Origin of the sequence: Moritella sp. 5, from assembly GCF_018219455.1 — a bacterium.
In the GTDB taxonomy this organism is placed as follows: Bacteria; Pseudomonadota; Gammaproteobacteria; order Enterobacterales; family Moritellaceae; genus Moritella.
In genome coordinates this window covers 3,802,709-3,820,025 of sequence record NZ_CP056122.1, presented here as the reverse complement: position 1 = coordinate 3,820,025, position 17,317 = coordinate 3,802,709, and the positions used below count along the sequence as shown (strand labels likewise).

Annotated in this window: 14 protein-coding genes; 5 read left to right on the top strand and 9 right to left on the bottom strand. The window is 41.9% G+C overall.

Annotated features, from left to right (window positions below):
* Window position 1 precedes the first annotated feature (1 nt).
* The 3 genes from HWV01_RS16930 to galM are packed head-to-tail and all read left to right on the top strand — an operon-like array spanning window position 2 to window position 3,357.
* Entirely contained in the window at window positions 2-1,063 is a 1,062-nt protein-coding gene (locus HWV01_RS16930) for a UDP-glucose--hexose-1-phosphate uridylyltransferase (RefSeq protein ID WP_211672657.1), read from the top strand.
* A gap of 52 nt (window positions 1,064-1,115) precedes the next feature.
* Window positions 1,116-2,276, top strand: a complete 1,161-nt coding sequence (gene galK / locus HWV01_RS16925; protein WP_211672656.1) for a galactokinase — start codon at window positions 1,116-1,118, stop codon at window positions 2,274-2,276.
* Between the two features lie 16 nt (window positions 2,277-2,292).
* On the top strand, window positions 2,293-3,357 hold the full coding sequence (gene galM, locus HWV01_RS16920) for a galactose-1-epimerase (protein WP_249185354.1): 1,065 nt from the start codon (window positions 2,293-2,295) through the stop codon (window positions 3,355-3,357).
* Window positions 3,358-3,518: 161 nt separating this feature from the next.
* On the opposite strand, the gene HWV01_RS16915 is transcribed toward galM, so the two are convergent.
* Entirely contained in the window at window positions 3,519-4,859 is a 1,341-nt protein-coding gene (locus tag HWV01_RS16915; protein ID WP_211672655.1) for an aromatic amino acid transport family protein, read from the bottom strand.
* Window positions 4,860-5,409: 550 nt separating this feature from the next.
* Window positions 5,410-6,699, bottom strand: a complete 1,290-nt coding sequence (locus tag HWV01_RS16910) for a sphingomyelin phosphodiesterase (RefSeq protein WP_211672654.1) — start codon at window positions 6,697-6,699, stop codon at window positions 5,410-5,412.
* Between the two features lie 360 nt (window positions 6,700-7,059).
* Here HWV01_RS16910 and HWV01_RS16905 point away from each other — a divergent pair, with 360 nt between their 5' ends.
* On the top strand, window positions 7,060-8,427 hold the full coding sequence (locus tag HWV01_RS16905; RefSeq protein WP_211672653.1) for a sodium-dependent transporter: 1,368 nt from the start codon (window positions 7,060-7,062) through the stop codon (window positions 8,425-8,427).
* 235 nt (window positions 8,428-8,662) lie between these two features.
* The gene (locus HWV01_RS16900; RefSeq protein WP_211672652.1) at window positions 8,663-9,664 is read left to right on the top strand and encodes a porin; all 1,002 of its coding nucleotides are present in this window, start codon (window positions 8,663-8,665) and stop codon (window positions 9,662-9,664) included.
* A 13-nt stretch (window positions 9,665-9,677) separates the two neighbouring features.
* Here HWV01_RS16900 and ybaK read toward each other — a convergent pair whose 3' ends face one another.
* The 7 genes from ybaK to HWV01_RS16865 all read right to left on the bottom strand — a co-directional run bounded on the left by ybaK (window position 9,678) and on the right by HWV01_RS16865 (window position 17,310).
* The gene (ybaK, locus tag HWV01_RS16895; protein WP_211672651.1) at window positions 9,678-10,148 is read right to left on the bottom strand and encodes a Cys-tRNA(Pro) deacylase; all 471 of its coding nucleotides are present in this window, start codon (window positions 10,146-10,148) and stop codon (window positions 9,678-9,680) included.
* A 5-nt stretch (window positions 10,149-10,153) separates the two neighbouring features.
* Window positions 10,154-12,007 carry a monovalent cation:proton antiporter-2 (CPA2) family protein gene (locus HWV01_RS16890; protein WP_211672650.1) on the bottom strand — a complete coding sequence of 618 codons (1,854 nt, stop codon included), beginning with the start codon at window positions 12,005-12,007 and terminating at the stop codon, window positions 10,154-10,156.
* A 184-nt stretch (window positions 12,008-12,191) separates the two neighbouring features.
* Window positions 12,192-12,998, bottom strand: a complete 807-nt coding sequence (gene trpA / locus HWV01_RS16885; RefSeq protein WP_211672649.1) for a tryptophan synthase subunit alpha — start codon at window positions 12,996-12,998, stop codon at window positions 12,192-12,194.
* The gene (gene trpB / locus HWV01_RS16880; protein ID WP_211672648.1) at window positions 12,998-14,188 is read right to left on the bottom strand and encodes a tryptophan synthase subunit beta; all 1,191 of its coding nucleotides are present in this window, start codon (window positions 14,186-14,188) and stop codon (window positions 12,998-13,000) included. The genes trpA and trpB overlap by 1 nt, the downstream gene beginning before the upstream one ends.
* Window positions 14,189-14,199: 11 nt before the next feature.
* Window positions 14,200-15,588, bottom strand: a complete 1,389-nt coding sequence (gene trpCF, locus HWV01_RS16875) for a bifunctional indole-3-glycerol-phosphate synthase TrpC/phosphoribosylanthranilate isomerase TrpF (protein ID WP_211672647.1) — start codon at window positions 15,586-15,588, stop codon at window positions 14,200-14,202.
* A gap of 42 nt (window positions 15,589-15,630) precedes the next feature.
* Window positions 15,631-16,701, bottom strand: coding sequence for an anthranilate phosphoribosyltransferase (gene trpD, locus HWV01_RS16870; protein ID WP_249185353.1), 1,071 nt, complete (start codon window positions 16,699-16,701; stop codon window positions 15,631-15,633).
* 24 nt (window positions 16,702-16,725) lie between these two features.
* A complete protein-coding gene (locus tag HWV01_RS16865) occupies window positions 16,726-17,310 on the bottom strand; it encodes an aminodeoxychorismate/anthranilate synthase component II (protein WP_211672646.1) in 585 nt (194 codons plus the stop codon).
* Window positions 17,311-17,317: the final 7 nt, after the last annotated feature.

Genomic DNA, 17,317 nt, shown 5'->3' with positions numbered 1-17,317 from the left:
TATGTCTACACCTGAATTAAGCCAAGAGTTTAACCCTACTGATCATCCGCATCGTCGTTATAACCCATTAACGGGGCAGTGGATCTTAGTATCTCCACACCGAGCAAAGCGCCCGTGGGGTGGTCAAGATGAAGAACCTGATACAGCTGAGCTATCGACGTATGAAAAAACCTGTTTTTTATGCCCGACTAACAAGCGTATTTCCGGTGATGAAAATCCAAACTATGACGGCACATATGTGTTTAGTAATGATTTTGCCGCGCTCATGCCTGATTCACCTGAAGCGCCAAAATCAACTAACCCGTTGTTTAAGACCGAAGGTGTACGTGGGTTAAGCCGCGTTATCTGTTTTTCGCCGGATCACAGTAAAACATTACCAGAACTACCTGTTGAAAAAATCCGCGGTGTTATTGATACCTGGAATGAGCAAATTGAGGAATTAGGTAAAGATTATTTATGGGTGCAAGCATTCGAAAATAAAGGCGCTGCGATGGGCTGTTCGCAACCGCATCCGCATGGCCAAGTGTGGGCGAATAGCTTTTTACCTAATGAAATTGAGCGTAAAGAAAAACTGCTTAAAGAATACCAGCAAGAGCATGGCTCGAATTTATTGGTTGATTACGTTGAGTCGGAATTAAAAGACGGTGAACGTACTGTCGTTGAAACGGAACATTGGCTTGCTGTTGTACCATATTGGGCGGCGTGGCCGTTTGAAACCATGCTACTGCCAAAAATACACATTCGTCGTATGAGTGAATTAACGAGTGAGCTACGTGATGATTTGGCATTAGCGATTAAGAAACTCACTTGTCGTTATGACAATCTATTTAAATGTTCATTCCCTTATTCAATGGGTTGGCATTATGCTCCTTTCTTTGAGGAAGGGACGGATATTGAGCACTGGCAATTACATGCACTGTTCTATCCGCCATTACTGCGTTCTGCCTCGGTCCGTAAATTCATGGTGGGTTATGAAATGTTAGCTGAAAACCAGCGTGATTTAACGGCCGAGCAAGCCGCGCAAAAACTGCGTGATGTCAGCGACGTACACTATAAAGAATAAGTGTAAGAGCAAGATCAATAATTAGAATCCCTACAAAATGTGGAAGGTCCCCATGACAAATTTAATTCAAAACGTAACCGATGTATTCAACTCAGTATTTGACTACGCACCGACTCATATTGTGCAAGCGCCAGGTCGTGTGAACCTGATTGGTGAACATACCGATTATAACGATGGTTTTGTATTGCCTTGTGCAATCAACTATCAAACCGTGGTGGCAGCGGCTACACGTAATGACCATATTGTCCGTGTGATTGCAGTGGATTACGGTAATGAAACCGATGAGTTTGATATTACCCAAGCAATTACCTTTCAAGATAATAAAATGTGGGCTAATTATATTCGTGGTGTAGTTAAGTGTTTGCTTGAACGCGGTTTTGAATTTAAAGGGGCAGACATTACAGTGAGCGGTAATGTACCACAAGGCGCAGGGTTAAGTTCATCCGCTGCGCTTGAAGTAGTTATCGGTCAAACGTTTAAAGAAATATATCATTTGAATATCAGCCAAGCTGAAGTGGCGTTAAACGGTCAGCAAGCTGAGAATGAATTTGTGGGTTGTAACTGCGGCATCATGGATCAAATGGTGTCGGCAGAAGGTAATGAAAATCATGCAATGTTACTTGATTGTCGTAGTCTTGAAACTACAGCGGTATCAATGCCAGAAAACATGTCTGTAGTGATCATTAACTCGAATAAAAAGCGTGGGCTGGTGGATTCTGAATACAATACTCGCCGTGAACAGTGTGAAGAAGCGGCACGTATATTTGGGGTGAAAGCGTTACGTGATCTGTCTATCGAAATGTTTAATGCTAAAGTGCATGAACTTGATGCCATGGTGGCGAAACGCGCTCGCCACGTGATCACCGAAAATGATCGAACCGTTGAAGCGGCAAGTGTATTGGCTGCAGGTGATATTAAACGCATGGCAGAACTGATGGCTGAATCGCATGCATCAATGCGTGATGATTTTGAGATCACGGTAAAAGAAGTTGATACCTTAGTTAATATCGTGAAAGACGTTGTCGGTATTAATGGTGGTGTGCGTATGACGGGTGGCGGATTTGGCGGTTGTATTGTTGCCTTAGTGCCACCTGCATTACTTGATTCAGTGCGTAGTGCGGTTGAAGAGCTGTATGAGCCAGCGACTGGTTTGAAAGAATCTATCTATGTGTGCCAAGCAAAAAATGGTGCAGGCTTAGTAGCAACACTTTAGATCGTGATAATAGGGCATGATGATGAATGAGCAAACAAACTTGTTCGACAGCATGACTGCTGAGGAGGCTGTTGATGGCCGCCCAGCTCAGTTGTTCGAACTGAAAAATAATAACGGTATGGCTATCGTACTCATGGATATCGGTGCTGCATGGTTAAGCTGCAAAGTACCTGTAGATGGTGAATTGCGAGAAGTATTGCTTGGTCAAAGTAATATGTCAGACTTTCAATTACAGCAAAGTTATATGGGCGTGACCGTGGGGCGAGTGGCTAACCGTATCGCAAAAGGTCAGTTCTCTATTGCTGGGGTTGCGCATCAAGTCGATATTAATCAGGCAGGTAATACCTTGCATGGTGGCACTTCTGGATTTGATAAACGTCGTTGGGCAGTTGTTGGTAACAAAAACAGCGTCGAATTTGAATTAGTCTCTGCTGATGGTGATCAAGGTTTTCCAGGTGAATTAACGGTCAAAGTTAAATATCAACTTAACGATGATAATACCGTCGTGATCAGTTATCAGGGGAAAACGAACAAAGCGACCCCCATTAATCTGACCAACCACGCCTATTTTAATTTGCTGGGTACAGATAGTGGTCAATCAGCGTTAGGCCATAGTTTAGGTATTAATAGTGCTGCCTTTGTGCCAACGGATGCAGTCGGGCTCCCAACTGGTGAATGGCAAGATGTTGAAGGTAGTTACTTTGATTTCAATACCGCTAAAGTTGTCTCTCAACATTTCATGTTAGACGAACACCAACAAGCAGCAAAGGGTTATGACCATGCTTTTGTATTAGATGAAAGCTGTTTGCAAGGTGCGTTAGCGGCCTGTTTAACATCGCCAGATAACTTGGTTCATTTAAGCGTGTTTACCACTAAACCAGCCATGCAATTGTATACCGGAAATTGGTTAGCAGGTACGCCGGATCGGATGGGTGGCGAATACCAGGACCATGCTGGTATTGCACTAGAAACTCAGTTTGTACCTGATGCGGTAAATCATCCGCACTGGGACCATCCAAATGTTGTTCTTCAACCTGAAGAAACGTATCAACACCAGACGCGTTATCAGTTTACTGTATAAAGTGTTGTTCGCTAAGGTCTACATGTCATTTTTAGCGATAAGAATTAATAACTTTATAAAAAATTTAAGCACAAAAAAACCGGCGAGATGACTCGCCGGTTTCGTTTTTATTAACTTAAGTACTGTTAATTACAGTACTTTTCATTACAGTTAACAGCGGTTTAGAATGCGCCGTAGATAACTGAAGTGATAGCTAGTAGACCACAGATAGTAACAAAGATGTTTGCTGCTTTATTGCTAGCATATTTTTGCATCGCTGGAACTTTCTTGATTGCGTACATTGGCATTAGGAACAAGATAGCAGCAATCATTGGTGCGCCGATTGTTTCAATAAGGCCTAGTACACTTGGGTTGATAATCGCTACAGCCCATGTAGTAAGTACGATGAATACGATAGAGAATGTACCGATTTTTTTCTCTGATGCTTTCGGCATAACTTGTTTAACTAGACCGTTTAGACCTTCTTGAGCACCTAAGTAGTGACCGAAGTAGCTAGACGTAATCGCTGCGAATGCTACGAAAGGACCAAAGTATTGAATTAATACTGAGTCATGTACGTTTGCAAGGTAAGACAGGATTGAGATGTTTTGTGCCTTCGCTTCTGCTAGTTGCTCTGGTGATAGTGATAACACACAAGAGAATACGAATAGCATAACGAAACCAAGTAGCATTTGACCTGCACGTTTACAGATAAGGTCTGATTTTACTACTGCGTTGTCACCGTAAGTTTCACGTTGTGCTTTAGCAAACTGGCTGATTACTGGTGAATGGTTGAATGAGAACACAATCAGTGGAATCGATAACCAGATAACAGGTAAGAACGAAGATGCTTCAGGAACAACTGTTAACATCGTTGTGTTCCAGCTCGGGATTAAGAATAAAGATAAACCGAACAGGATAAATACTAATGGGTAAACTAATGCTGATGTCGCTTTAAGCATTAAGTCTTTACCGAATAGAATCAGTGCAGTCATTGCTAAAATTAGACCACCAGATAGTAACCAACGTGGAATACCGCTTACTTTATCCATAAGTTGAACACCAGCTTCGTTAAGCATCGGTGCACCATCAGCCGCTAGGCGTGGGATTTCAGTGAAGATATCAAGTTGGTGAACAATGAAACTTTCAAATGTATTTGTAATACCAACACCGTAGATTAATACGATAGGGTAGATAGCAAAGAAATAAGCAAACGTAATTAGTTTTGCTGCGCCTTTACCAAAATGTTCTTCAACAACATCTGTAATATCTGAATTTGGATTTTTTGATGATAGAACGAAGCGAGCAAGTGATCTATGCGCGAACCATGTCATTGGGCCTGCAATCAATGCTAGAAATACTAACGGCCAAAAACCACCTAAACCTGCTTTAATAGGTAAGAATAAAACACCAGCACCTACTGCTGTGCCGAATAAACTTAATACCCATTCTGTGTCTGCTTTGTTCCATTTAGCAGCATTCGTAGTGCCGTTCGTGATTGTTGTAGTGGCTTGTTCTGACATTTCTATTTCACCTGTAATATTGCGCTGTATCTTAATTGCTGCATAGGATAATGATCTGAATTTTATTTAAAGTGATGCAGATCGCTTTTTTGCCTCGAACCTAAAAAATAACCCGCATTTATCAAAATAATTTGATGTTTTACGTGTTTTTTATTAACCGTTACCGTATTTGTGTGTTTATTGAACTGTTTCTTGTATTTACTCTGTATTTTTTGATTTTTTAAACTTGATTCAGTTATTTGTGCTTTGGAAGTCGTAAATCGTGGTTTTATATTTGTTCATATAGTCATCAATAAATAACGCATATAGCTATAAATGGGTAGTTTATAGGTTTTTAACAATTCATTAGCAATTATTTTGTATGTGCAGATCACACTTATATTAAGGGGCTCAAATTTATTTTAGTGCTACTTTTGAGTGTTTCAGGTTAAAAACAATGAAACTGCCTAGTTTTGAATATCCATCTAGTAGTAATTGTGAGTTTTAAGCGGTTATCTCAGCATCTAAAGTGAATAGATGCTGAGATATTAATTAACAGTGTATTCTGCTGCTATTTCTCTGTTGGGTAGATAAAATACCCGCGAGCTGCGTAATGATCAGATAAGTCCCAAATCCCCCACAGTGATTCGGTTACTACGCGAGGCGCGAATATTTCTTGGCTTGCACTGATTGGCTGTAAATGGTCATTTCCTGTTAGTGTGTAATCAAGATATTCTAAATAAGGTTTTTCTGCCCAATAGTTAGTATTGGAATCAAAAGAGAGGTTGTGCCCTTTGTTGTCAGGTTCGGTGGCATTAAGAATATATTCCATTTGATCACGATCGCCGGGTAAGCCTATTTTGTTGACGTTGAAATCACCGGCTAAAATGACGGCTTCGTCAGCAGGGATATTTTGTGCTCGAATAAATGCTCCCATTTCTTCTAGCTGGGCTAAACGCGCAGATCGGTTGCTATCATCATCAGATGATTGGGTGTGAGTTGCAAACAGATGGTAAATGTGACCTTGCTTGTTAATGCGGGCATAAATAACACCACGGGTTGCGGCACACTGAATACCATTACAACTGGTATACTTTAGACTTTTCTCTTCTTCTACAGGCCAAGGCGTTAAAATACGCGTACCTGACAGCATGATTTTTCCTAATTTGAATATTTCGCTGCTGGTAAAACTATATTCTTTACTGAGCTGTTTAAGTAATTTTTTTGTTCTAATTGGATCAAAGACCTCTGTGAGTACCAAGGCATCATAACCGGACATAACTTCTGGCATTTCCGTTAGGCGTGTACCTACTTTTTTAGAACCGAATATTGTGGTAGCCCAAATGTTGTAGCTTAATAAGCTAAATTCATTACCTGGTCCAATAGTAGGTTTCTGATCATGCTGTTGTAATACGTAATTGATTTTGCCACCTTTATTTAGCTTTTCACTATTGAAGGCGATAGTATTTTTTCTGTTGGCAAGTTGGATCTCAAAACGCTGAATTGCGCTGTCCGTTTGTGGTTCGATAGTCAATTCATTACTGTCTAGACCAAAGGCAATCTCACCTCCAGTTACTTTTTGAGTTAAGCTAAAGCTGTAATTTGCGTTACTCAGTGAAATTGCAATATTATCTTCACTGCTTGTTCGGGTTATACCTGCTAGATCCACAGTGCTCAACGGCATCACTTCTGCTGTTAACAATTCGATATTATTACCTTCTTCAATATACGCATACAGGGTATGTGGCGTGCTATTGGTGAATTGAATAATAGTATGGCGTTCTGTGGGTACTTGGCTCATTGCCATTAAGGCTGGGGTGATCATGTATAGCCCAAGTAAGACTGCTATTTTCCTTAACATAAATATCCTTATTGTTTTTATATTGTATTAAATTAAATACTACCTAGGGGTGAGTATAAATGATTGTTGTACATATTAAGTACGCATAGTAAGCAATTTTGATGATGTTTTGATTAAAGTATTATTTTTTATATTTAAGCGGATTGGTAATAGCTGCCATTTCAGCGATGAATTAATACTGTTCGCGCAATTAAATGTGAATACTTTTGTAAATTGGGGGTTTTAGTTGCTTCTAATTGCTGTTTACCTGGGGTTTAACACTGTATTTCAACAATTTCTTGGTTTTTGATTCCTTTTGTTTTGTCGTTTTTAGGTGTAAATTCTACCTTGAATTTAATTTGGCAAACTTGGTACGGATAAATGGCTGTAATACAGAATAATGATGGTGCATCTCGAGGCCATTTTGGTTCTCGTTTTGGTTTTATAATGGCTGCGGCAGGTTCTGCTGTTGGCATTGGTAATATTTGGGGCTTCCCTACGCAAGCGGCCAGTAATGGCGGCGGTGCATTTTTAATGGTGTATCTGTTTCTGATCTTTGTACTTGGTTACCCTATGTTAGTTGCTGAGCTAATGGTGGGTCGTCACGGTCAAACTAATCCAGCAGATGCGATGGCTAAACTAGGCCGATCTTCAGCAACAAAAATGATTGGTCGTTTGATTGGTCTCGCGTCAATTATCTGTGCTGTTCTGATATTCAGCTTTTATGCCATACTTTCTGGCTGGTTCGTCAGTAACACTCTGGCACCGATTGCGGCTATGCTTGGTGCCGAGGAGACAAGCCGTTGGTTAATCGACTTCTCATTATCTCGTAATATCGTATTTACCTTAGTATTTACATTAATGTCTATTTATGTAATTCAAAAAGGCGTACAAGATGGTATTGAAAAATGGTCAAAGCGTTTAATGCCATTATTATTTGCTATCTTGATTGCGAGCGTGATTTATATCTTGCTCCAACCCGGTGCGAGTGAAGGTGTTGCGGCGTTATTTACAATTGACTTTGAAAAAGTAATGCACTCAGATGTACTCATTGGTGCGCTTGGTCAGACATTCTTCTCGTTATCTATTGGTACGGGGGTGATGATGATTTATGGCTCATACCTTAAACCAAAAGAGAACATCGGTAAGTTAGCGGTACAGGTAACCTTTATGGATACAGGCGTCGCCTTCTTAGCGGCGATGTTAATCCTGCCTGCAATGTATGTAGCTAAGCATAACGGTGTCATTATCTTTGATGCTGACGGAAACTTACTAAGTTCAGATACATTGGTATTTACAGTTCTTCCAGCATTGTTTGCGACGATGGGCGCGGCCGAGCATATTGTGGCTACCATCTTCTTTGCGTTGATGTCAGTAGCTGCATTAACATCGGCAATTTCGGTAGTCGAAGTGCCGACCAGCTATATCGTGGACAAAACAGCCCTGCCACGTAAGAAAGTAACCTGGATTGTTGGCGTCGGTCTGACAACACTAGCGATGGTTGTTGTGACTAATTTTGATTTGATGTTTGGCTTCATGATCACGCTATCAACCGAAATGATACAACCGCTTATATGTTTAGGTCTGGCTATCTTTACGGGTTGGGTATGGCATCGTAATAGCTTGTTGGCTGAAATTAAAGGTCAAGACGGCGCTGACGTAAATGGTATTTTCTGGAAGGTATGGCCATTGTATGTGAAGTTTGTTTGTCCTGTTTTAATTATGGTATTAATTAGTACATCGCTTTAATGAGACTCTGAGCCTCAATAGATAATAAGAAAAAGTCCCAGTAGCGCGATCTACTGGGACTTTTTCATTTATACGGTTAGTCGTTACTACTCATTCGCATGAATAATGAGACGAGGTTCACTTTTTGGCATAAAATTATCTGATTGAACATCAATTTTACAGTAAGGAACTAATATTTACTGAGTCGCCAGTTGTAAGGCTGATAAACACTTACTTTGATAGACATGGAAGAATCATGAAAAAGACATTATTAGTAACAGCAATACTAGCTAGCCTTGTTCCGACGGTACAAGCTTCTGTTAATGTATACAAAGATGATGCTCACCTGGTTGATTTGTATGGCCGTGCTTATGCTGCTTATCTTTACCAAGATGGTAAAGATAAAAAAAGTGATGGTCGCTCAGATAGCTATTTTCGTACTGGTTTTAAGGCCTCTTCAAATTTAACGGAGGATTTAAATGCGCTTGCGCATATTGAGATGCAATTTGAATCCAGAGATAACAGTGACGCTAATTCAACCTCTAAAACGCGTTTGATTTATGCAGGATTAAAAAATGATTGGGGGCAGCTGACCTTTGGCCGTAACTATGCCGCAGATGAAATTATTGCGGATTGGGCTGATGTCGGTACCACTAACTATTCTGGTAATCCCGCATTAGGTAATTTAGGTCGACAAACCAATATTTTAAAACTAGAAACCAAGGTGCTTGATGATGCCCTTAGCTTAGTTGCACATCTTCAACCGGAATCCAGTGTTGATGGTAGTAGTGGCAACAATAGTCAATCAAGTTATTCGATTGGTGGTGTTTATGCTTTCGACTTCGGTCTTGAGTTAGGGTCAATCTATACAGGTGTTATGACAAAAGATTATACTGCAGACCCAGATTATGATAGATCCACCTTTCTACTTGCAGCACGTTATAAGTACCAAGGGTTAACCGCCTCTATTGTTGGGGATAGTACCTCCGTTGATACACCAAATAACACATCTGCTAAGAATTCAGATGATTGGACTGCCTATGAGTTATCTCTCGCTTACACCTTGGATAAAATAACAGGCACCTTTACCTATAAACAACGTGATACGGATAATATAAGTAAAAATACCGTTGATGAAACAGCTTTTGGCCTTGCTTATAAGTTTAATCCCAACTTCCGAGTCGTTACTGAATATGCCATTTTAGGTGTTGATGGCGATGAAGATCAGCTGCACGTAGCTGCAAGGTATGACTTCTAGGGCTACCTATTCATTATTCACTACTAATAGCAGCAAACTCAGCATTGGTTAGCTGCTTTAGGTCTAACGGGCTTAGTTCGATTTCTAAGCCTCGACGACCTGCACTGACATAAATAGTCTCATGTGTTTGTGCTGAGCTATCAATGACAGTGAGTAAGCGTTTTTTTTGCCCCAAGGGACTAACCCCACCAAGTACGTAACCCGTCGAGCGCATTACATCATTCTTATCTGCCATTATCGCTTTTTTAGCTTTTGCCGCTTTAGCGATGGATTTTAAATTAAGCATTGCCGTTACTGGCACAACTGCAACGACGAGTTTCTTATCTCCGACATCCACCACCAGTGTTTTGAATATGCGTTCGGCGGCGACGGACATTTTCTCTGCGGCTTCTAAACCATAAGATTCTGCATTCGTATCGTGTTTATATTCATGGGTTTTATGAGCTACTTTTGCTTTTTTAGCTAATTTTACTGCTGGAGTCATACTGTTTATTCTTCCTTGTCTCGATTTTTCATTACGTCTGCTAAGCTGTCTTCCAGCTGTAAATACAGATCGCGGTAAGCGGTATTAAACTTGTCGTCTTCACTGTTATTCAACCAGGTTTGATACAAGGTTGCTTTACTTTGTTTTTCTATTTCTTTAAAGGTGATCTTCAGGTCTTTTGCTTGTTGTTCACTGAAACCTAGGTTAGTCAGCGCGTGTGATCCAAGTATCAAGGCTGAATGGTAGGTCTCACTGACCACATGATCTGCCCCTGCATGACGCAGGGAATAACCATGTCCACGGTCATAAGCACGCGCTAATATTTTGACTTGTGGATAATGTTGCTTGATGTAACGTACGAGATCAACAGCTCTGACTTTATCATCAATCGCGACGATGAATAAACTGGCGTTCGCGATGCCCGCTGTTTCTAGCAAACTGGGTTGGGTGGCGTCACCAAAATAACTTTTCATCTTAAATGATCGCACTCTTTGGATCATACTGACATCATGATCCAGTACCACTGTTTTAACTCCGTTAGCAACCAACAGGCGATTGACAATTTGGCCGAAACGGCCGATACCTGCCACGATCACATCACCTTGTTCATTGATATCATCGCTTGCTTGTTGATTGGTTTTATCAACGTAGCGGGGCTGGATCACGCGGTCATAAAAGATAAATAACGCGGGTGTTAAGAACATAGATAGGGCAACAGATAGCGATAAGGTCTGTGCTAGATCAATCGGTAGTACATGGTTGTTCACGGTAAAACCGATTAATACAAAGCCAAATTCACCCGCTTGCGCCAAGCTGAGGGCTAATAACCATCGGTCACTGCCTTTGATCTTAAAGACCAAAGTTAAGATAAATAGCACTAAACCTTTGACCAGCATTAACGCGAGTGTAATGGATAAAATGGTACTGGTTTCGTTAAATAAGATATTAAAATCAATACCAGCGCCCACGGTCATAAAAAATAACCCGAGCAACAGGCCTTTAAATGGTTCGATGGTGGCTTCTAACTGGTGTCTAAATTCACTGGTTGCTAATACTACACCGGCTAAGAATGCGCCCAGAGCTGGGGACAGACCCACTAAGTTCATGATGGCAGCAATACCAATGACCAGCATTAATGAGGTAGCGGTAAAGATCTCAGGTACTTTAGAACTTGCCACAAATTTAAATAATGGACGACTTAAGTAATGCCCTCCGATAACCACGCCTGTAATAGCTACTATGATCACGAGGGCATAATAAACGCCGGATATATCGGCGACTAAGGATAACTCTTCATGTTGTGCACTGGCTGCTTGTACGGCATTTTGTGCTTGTTCAACCAGTTCGGGAATGGCTAATAATGGGATTAGCGCCAGCATCGGGATCACGGCGATATCTTGAAACAGTAATACCGAGAATGCGGAGCGTGCCCCTTCAGTTTTGGTCAGGCCTTTTTCGTTAAAGGTTTGCAATACGATCGCGGTTGAAGATAGTGAGAATACTAAACCAATAGTGAGGGCAAGTCCCCAGTCTAAATTGAGCGCAAGGCAGATCCCCATTACTGCAGCCGTCGTTAAACCAACTTGTAAGCCACCTAAACCAATAAGGCGATGACGCATATCCCAGAGCATACGGGGTTCTAATTCTAGGCCAACCAAAAATAGCATCATGACTACACCAAACTCAGCGAAATGCTGAATAGTAGCTGCTTCATTGCCAACTAGCCCTGTCACTGGGCCTATCATAACCCCAGCAATTAAATATCCGAGTACCGAGCCCAGCCCAAGACGTTTGGCAATCGGTACGGCGATAACCGCAGCAAACAGGTAGATGAATGCTTGGATGAAATAACCTGTCATGGTGCTTCCTTGTTCCTTGGTAGGTAATGCGATGAGTGATCTGTAGTATTAAAAAAGCCCTTAGAGCCATTTTATATAACCATCGTATTGCGATAGCATAATAATAGGCATTAAGGGCTTAATTGGTAAAGTGTTATACCCAAGTATCTTGAAGTAGCTTGGGTATATATTTTTTTATATTCGATTATTTAATTGTTGCGGCTTTCATTGGCGTCACGAACTCAGCGAGTTCTTGCAGCATTTTCGTATTGTCATTAAGGTTTTTCTCAATGATATTTACAATCGCAGAACCTGAAATAGCACCCGCAGCACCCGCTGCAACAGCTTGTTTAACTTGTTCTGGTGATGAGATACCAAAACCGAGCAGGCAAGGTGCTGCATTAAACGATTTCAGTTTTGCTAATAATGGACCTACTGGCATTTCAGCTTTGGTTTCTGCCCCTGTGACACCTGCACGGCTAAGTAGGTAAGTATAACCAGAACCTTGCTTTGCCACTTGCTGTAGCGTTGCTTCATCGGCATTTGGCGGTGCGATGTAGATACTTTCGATACCGACTTTATCGCCTGCTTCTTTAAATTGTTGGCCGTATTGTACTGGCACGTCGGCAATCAATAATGAGTCAACGCCAGCAGCTGCAGCTTTAGCCATAAATTTATCGGTACCATTACCGTAAACAAGGTTGGCATACAATAATAAACCAATTGGCATTTGCGGATGTTTAGCACGTATTTCGGTGAGCATTTCAAAACAGATATCTGGGTTGATACCTGCGTTCAATGCACGAGAGGTGGCTTTTTGAATTGTCGGGCCATCAGCCACCGGATCTGAGAATGGAATACCCAGCTCTAATGCGTCAGCACCGGCTGCAATTAGTGTTTCTATAATCGCCATTGATTGTGCGCGGTTTGGATCGCCAATCGTTACAAATGGAACGAAAGCGCCTTCATTTTTTTCTGCGAGTGCTGCAAAAGCTTGTTGATAACGTCCCATTATAATGCTCCTTTACCTTCAAGAATATCAGCGACGGTAAAGATATCTTTATCACCACGACCTGATAAGTTAACCACTAAGATTTGTTCTTTATCCATATCCTGTTCCATCATCTTTAGTGCATACGCTAATGCGTGAGATGATTCTAGCGCAGGGATAATGCCTTCTTGCGATGATAATAACTGGAATGACGCTAATGCTTCTTCATCGGTTACTGAAGGATATTCAGCACGACCAGACGTATATAAATGTGCGTGTTGTGGACCCACTGATGGGAAATCTAAACCAGCAGATACTGAGTAAGACTCTTGGATCTGACCATAGTTATCTTGCATCAATAGTGAATGCATACCAAAGAAAATACCGTTGGTACCTTCGGTAATTGGTGCACCGTGTTCACCTGTAGCAATCCCTTTCCCTGCGGGTTCAACACCGTAAAGTTTGACACTTTCTTCTTCGATAAAATCATTGAACATACCAATCGCGTTAGAACCACCACCCACACAAGCAATCACAGCGTCGGGTAAGCGACCTTCTGCTTTTAAGATTTGTTGTTTGGCTTCTTCACCGATCATTTTTTGGAATTCACGCACAATCGTTGGGAATGGGTGAGGACCTGCTGCTGTACCTAGTAGGTAATGGGCATTTTCGTAGTTTGCAGACCAGTCGCGTAATGCTTCGTTACAGGCATCTTTTAATGTGCCTGCGCCAGAATCAACACCAATAACTTCTGCCCCCATTAACTTCATGCGGAATACGTTGGGCTTTTGGCGTTCCATGTCTTTCACACCCATATAGATGCGACATTTTAGACCCAGTAATGCACACGCTAGTGCGGATGCTGTACCGTGTTGACCCGCGCCCGTTTCAGCGATGATCTCGGTTTTACCCATGCGTTTCGCCAGCAGTGCTTGACCCAATACTTGGTTAGTTTTGTGCGCGCCACCGTGTAATAGATCTTCACGCTTTAGGTAGATTTTAGTTTTCGACCCTTTGGTAATGTTACGGCATAGTGTCAACGGCGTTGGACGGCCCGCGTATTCATTTAACAGTTGCTGAAACTCTGCTTCGAAGGCAGGATCATTTTGTGAATCGATAAATGCATCTTCTAATTCGTCTAATGCAGGTATTAAAATTTGCGATACGTATTGGCCGCCAAATTCGCCAAAAAAGGCATTAAGTTTTGCCATGATAACTTCCTTTAGTAATTTCTAAGCGCGTTAAATGCCGCGATAATTTTGTCTGTATCTTTAATACCGGGTGCTGATTCTAATCCTGAGTTTAGATCTAGCCCTAAACAACCGAGTTTTGCTGCGTCTTGCACGTTGCCAGGGGTTAACCCGCCTGCCAGCATGATTTGGCTGCAATCTTCAGATGTTAATAACGACCAATCAAATGGCTGTCCTGTGCCACCTGATTGTCCCGTTACCTTACTATCAACTAAATGACGATCAACCTTGGTCAGACTTAAATCGGGTGCCTGTTCGCTAACCCCGTGTGCTTTCCAAATCTGTATATCGTTATTGAGTAAGGTTTTTAATATTGCAATGTAGCTTGCATCTTCGCTACCGTGTAATTGTACAGCGGCCAAATCGAGATGATTAGCAAGCTGGGCAACGACGGTTACTTGTTCATTCACAAATACCCCCACGTAAGCCAGTGGTGCAGCGGCTATAACCGCTTGCGCTGTTGCTACGTTAACACAACGCGGCGATTTTGGCGCAAAGATAAGTCCGCCATAGATAGCCCCTTGTTCATGTACGACTTTTGCATCTTCTGGACGGGTAAGGCCACAAACTTTATTGTCACCTAAAATCAATCGACGGCAAGCTCGATCGACGTTGTCTTGCGACATTAATGAACTGCCGACGAGGAAGCCGTTCGCGTAGTTTGCTAAATCGCGTACTTGTTGGTTATTGTAGATGCCCGATTCTGAAATGATAATACGATCATTTGGGATCTTCGGAGCAATCTCTTTGGTACGGTTTAAGTCAATTGATAAGTCGCGTAGATCACGGTTATTAATACCGATCACTTTTGCATCTAGTGCTATCGCACGGACTAATTCTTCTTCATTACTGACTTCGGTAAGCACGCCCATGTTTAAGCTGTGGGCGACTTTAGCTAAGGCAATATATTCAGCGTCATCAAGTACCGATAACATTAACAGCGTTGCATCGGCTTGGTGTAAACGGGCTAAGTAAATCTGATATTCGTCAATGATAAAATCTTTACAGATCACCGGCTGAGTCACGACATTACGTACTTTAGTGATGTAGTCGAAGTTACCTTGGAAGTATTTCTCATCCGTTAATACTGAGACTGCAGACGCATAGTTTTTATAGGCACCAGCAATTAAATCTAAATCAAACTCAGGGCGAATTAGCCCTTTTGATGGTGATGCTTTTTTACATTCCAGAATAAACTTGGTTGGTTTACCTGATAACGCGGCATAAAAGTCACGATCTGTCGGTACTAAATCAGCAATAAAACTCGCTAATGGTTGGCTGGCTTTATGCGCTGCAACCCAAGCCACTTTATCGTCAACAATATTACCGAGAATGGTTTGCTGTAATTCTTGCGTTAACATTTATGCTTCCTTCCTTTCGTTAAACTAAGGGTAAGACCAAGACTAAACTTGTTGACTTTTTACTGCTAGTTGGTGGATCAAGGCTAATGCACGGCCATCATCAATTGCTGTCATTGCTAATTCAGTACCGTGTTTGAAGTCTTTGGCTATTTCAGCAACCACTAATAATGCCGATACGTTGATGGCCACTGCGGCTTTTTGTGCGTCAGTACCGTTACCTGATAGCAGGCGTTCGATAATGACTTTGTTTTCTGCTGCATCTCCACCGCGTAGTTCGGCTACGTCATAACGTTCAACACCAAAATCGGCAGGGGTTATTGTGAACTCGGTGATCATGCCATTATTTAACTCGGCAACTTTAGTTTCACCGTGTAGGGCGATTTCATCTAAACCACTGCCGTGAACGACTAACGCACGCTGAACACCTAGTTTATCCATGGTTTCGGCGATTGGGCGAATTAAACATTTATCATACACACCCATTAACTGTACTTGTGGGCGAGTTGGATTCAGCAGTGGGCCTAGCACATTAAAGATGGTGCGGGTTTTAAGAGCTTGGCGTACAGGCATCGCATGGCGAATACCAGCGTGGTATTGTGGTGCGAATAAAAAGCAAATACCCAATTCATCAAGGCAGGCTTTTGCTTGATCTGGGGTTTGGGTTAAATTAATACCAAACGCTTCCAATAAGTCTGACGAGCCCGATTTACTTGATACACTGCGGTTACCATGTTTAGTCATTTTTAACCCACAAGCAGCAGCGACAAACGCAGCGGTTGTTGAGATATTAATGGTATTCATGTTATCGCCACCGGTACCACAGCAATCGGCATGTAGGCCCTCTACAGCAGGAAAAGGTGTCGCTGCTGCGAGTAATGCTTGTGCTGCGCCCGCAATCTCATCTGGCTGTTCACCGCGTATTTTTAATGCAGTTAACACTGATGAAAGTACGATAGGGTCCATTTCACCTTGTACAACCGCCGTAAACACGGTTTCTGATTCTTCAAGAGTCAGTACTTGGTTTGCGTATAATTTGTCTAGAATCGCGGTGATTGTTGCTGGTGCCGTGTTTTCTGATACTATTTTTTCCGGTACGATGTTTGATTCTGCCATGACCTACTCCTTAGGGCTTGTGACCTATGCTGTTGCCCATGCTAGGGTGTTTTTTAACAGCTCGGCGCCTTCACTGGTTAATATTGATTCTGGGTGAAATTGAAAACCAATGACTTTATCTTCTGGTTGAATGATTGCCATTGGCATTCCGTTAAATTCTGCATTAACGGTTAAGCTGCTTGGTACTTCAGTTGCGACTAATGAATGATAGCGTGCAACAGGTAAGGGCTGACTCAAACCGGCAAACATTAACTGACCATCATGGTTAATCGATGAGGCTTTACCATGCATGATCTCTTCTGCACGGCCAACTACGCCACCATACTGTTGTACCAGTGCTTGGTGTCCTAAACAAATGCCAATCATTGGATATTGACCGCGACACAAGCGGATCAGTTCCAACAAACAACCGGCTTCTGATGGATTACCAGGACCCGGCGAAAGCACCACAACGGGGTTGTTTTCACATTGGTCTATTTGCTGTTTAATTGCTTCGGCACTAATACTGTTACGGTAAATTTTAACCTCATGCCCTAGGCTGCGGAATTGATCCACTAGGTTGTAAGTAAAAGAGTCAAAGTTGTCTAATAAAAATAAAGTATTGTTCATGTTGTCT

Excerpts from the sequence above, each read along its gene's own strand:
- ybaK (WP_211672651.1), bottom strand. The coding sequence starts at position 10,148 with ATGACTCCAGCAGTAAAATTAGCTAAAAAAGCAAAAGTAGCTCATAAA.
- HWV01_RS16930 (WP_211672657.1), top strand. The coding sequence starts at position 2 with ATGTCTACACCTGAATTAAGCCAAGAGTTTAACCCTACTGATCATCCG.
- trpB (WP_211672648.1), bottom strand. The coding sequence starts at position 14,188 with ATGGCAAAACTTAATGCCTTTTTTGGCGAATTTGGCGGCCAATACGTA.
- HWV01_RS16890 (WP_211672650.1), bottom strand. The coding sequence starts at position 12,007 with ATGACAGGTTATTTCATCCAAGCATTCATCTACCTGTTTGCTGCGGTT.
- galM (WP_249185354.1), top strand. The coding sequence starts at position 2,293 with ATGATGATGAATGAGCAAACAAACTTGTTCGACAGCATGACTGCTGAG.
- trpCF (WP_211672647.1), bottom strand. The coding sequence starts at position 15,588 with ATGTTAACGCAAGAATTACAGCAAACCATTCTCGGTAATATTGTTGAC.
- HWV01_RS16910 (WP_211672654.1), bottom strand. The coding sequence starts at position 6,699 with ATGTTAAGGAAAATAGCAGTCTTACTTGGGCTATACATGATCACCCCA.
- trpD (WP_249185353.1), bottom strand. The coding sequence starts at position 16,701 with ATGGCAGAATCAAACATCGTACCGGAAAAAATAGTATCAGAAAACACG.
- HWV01_RS16905 (WP_211672653.1), top strand. The coding sequence starts at position 7,060 with ATGGCTGTAATACAGAATAATGATGGTGCATCTCGAGGCCATTTTGGT.
- HWV01_RS16865 (WP_211672646.1), bottom strand. The coding sequence starts at position 17,310 with ATGAACAATACTTTATTTTTATTAGACAACTTTGACTCTTTTACTTAC.
- trpA (WP_211672649.1), bottom strand. The coding sequence starts at position 12,998 with ATGGGACGTTATCAACAAGCTTTTGCAGCACTCGCAGAAAAAAATGAA.
- HWV01_RS16900 (WP_211672652.1), top strand. The coding sequence starts at position 8,663 with ATGAAAAAGACATTATTAGTAACAGCAATACTAGCTAGCCTTGTTCCG.
- galK (WP_211672656.1), top strand. The coding sequence starts at position 1,116 with ATGACAAATTTAATTCAAAACGTAACCGATGTATTCAACTCAGTATTT.
- HWV01_RS16915 (WP_211672655.1), bottom strand. The coding sequence starts at position 4,859 with ATGTCAGAACAAGCCACTACAACAATCACGAACGGCACTACGAATGCT.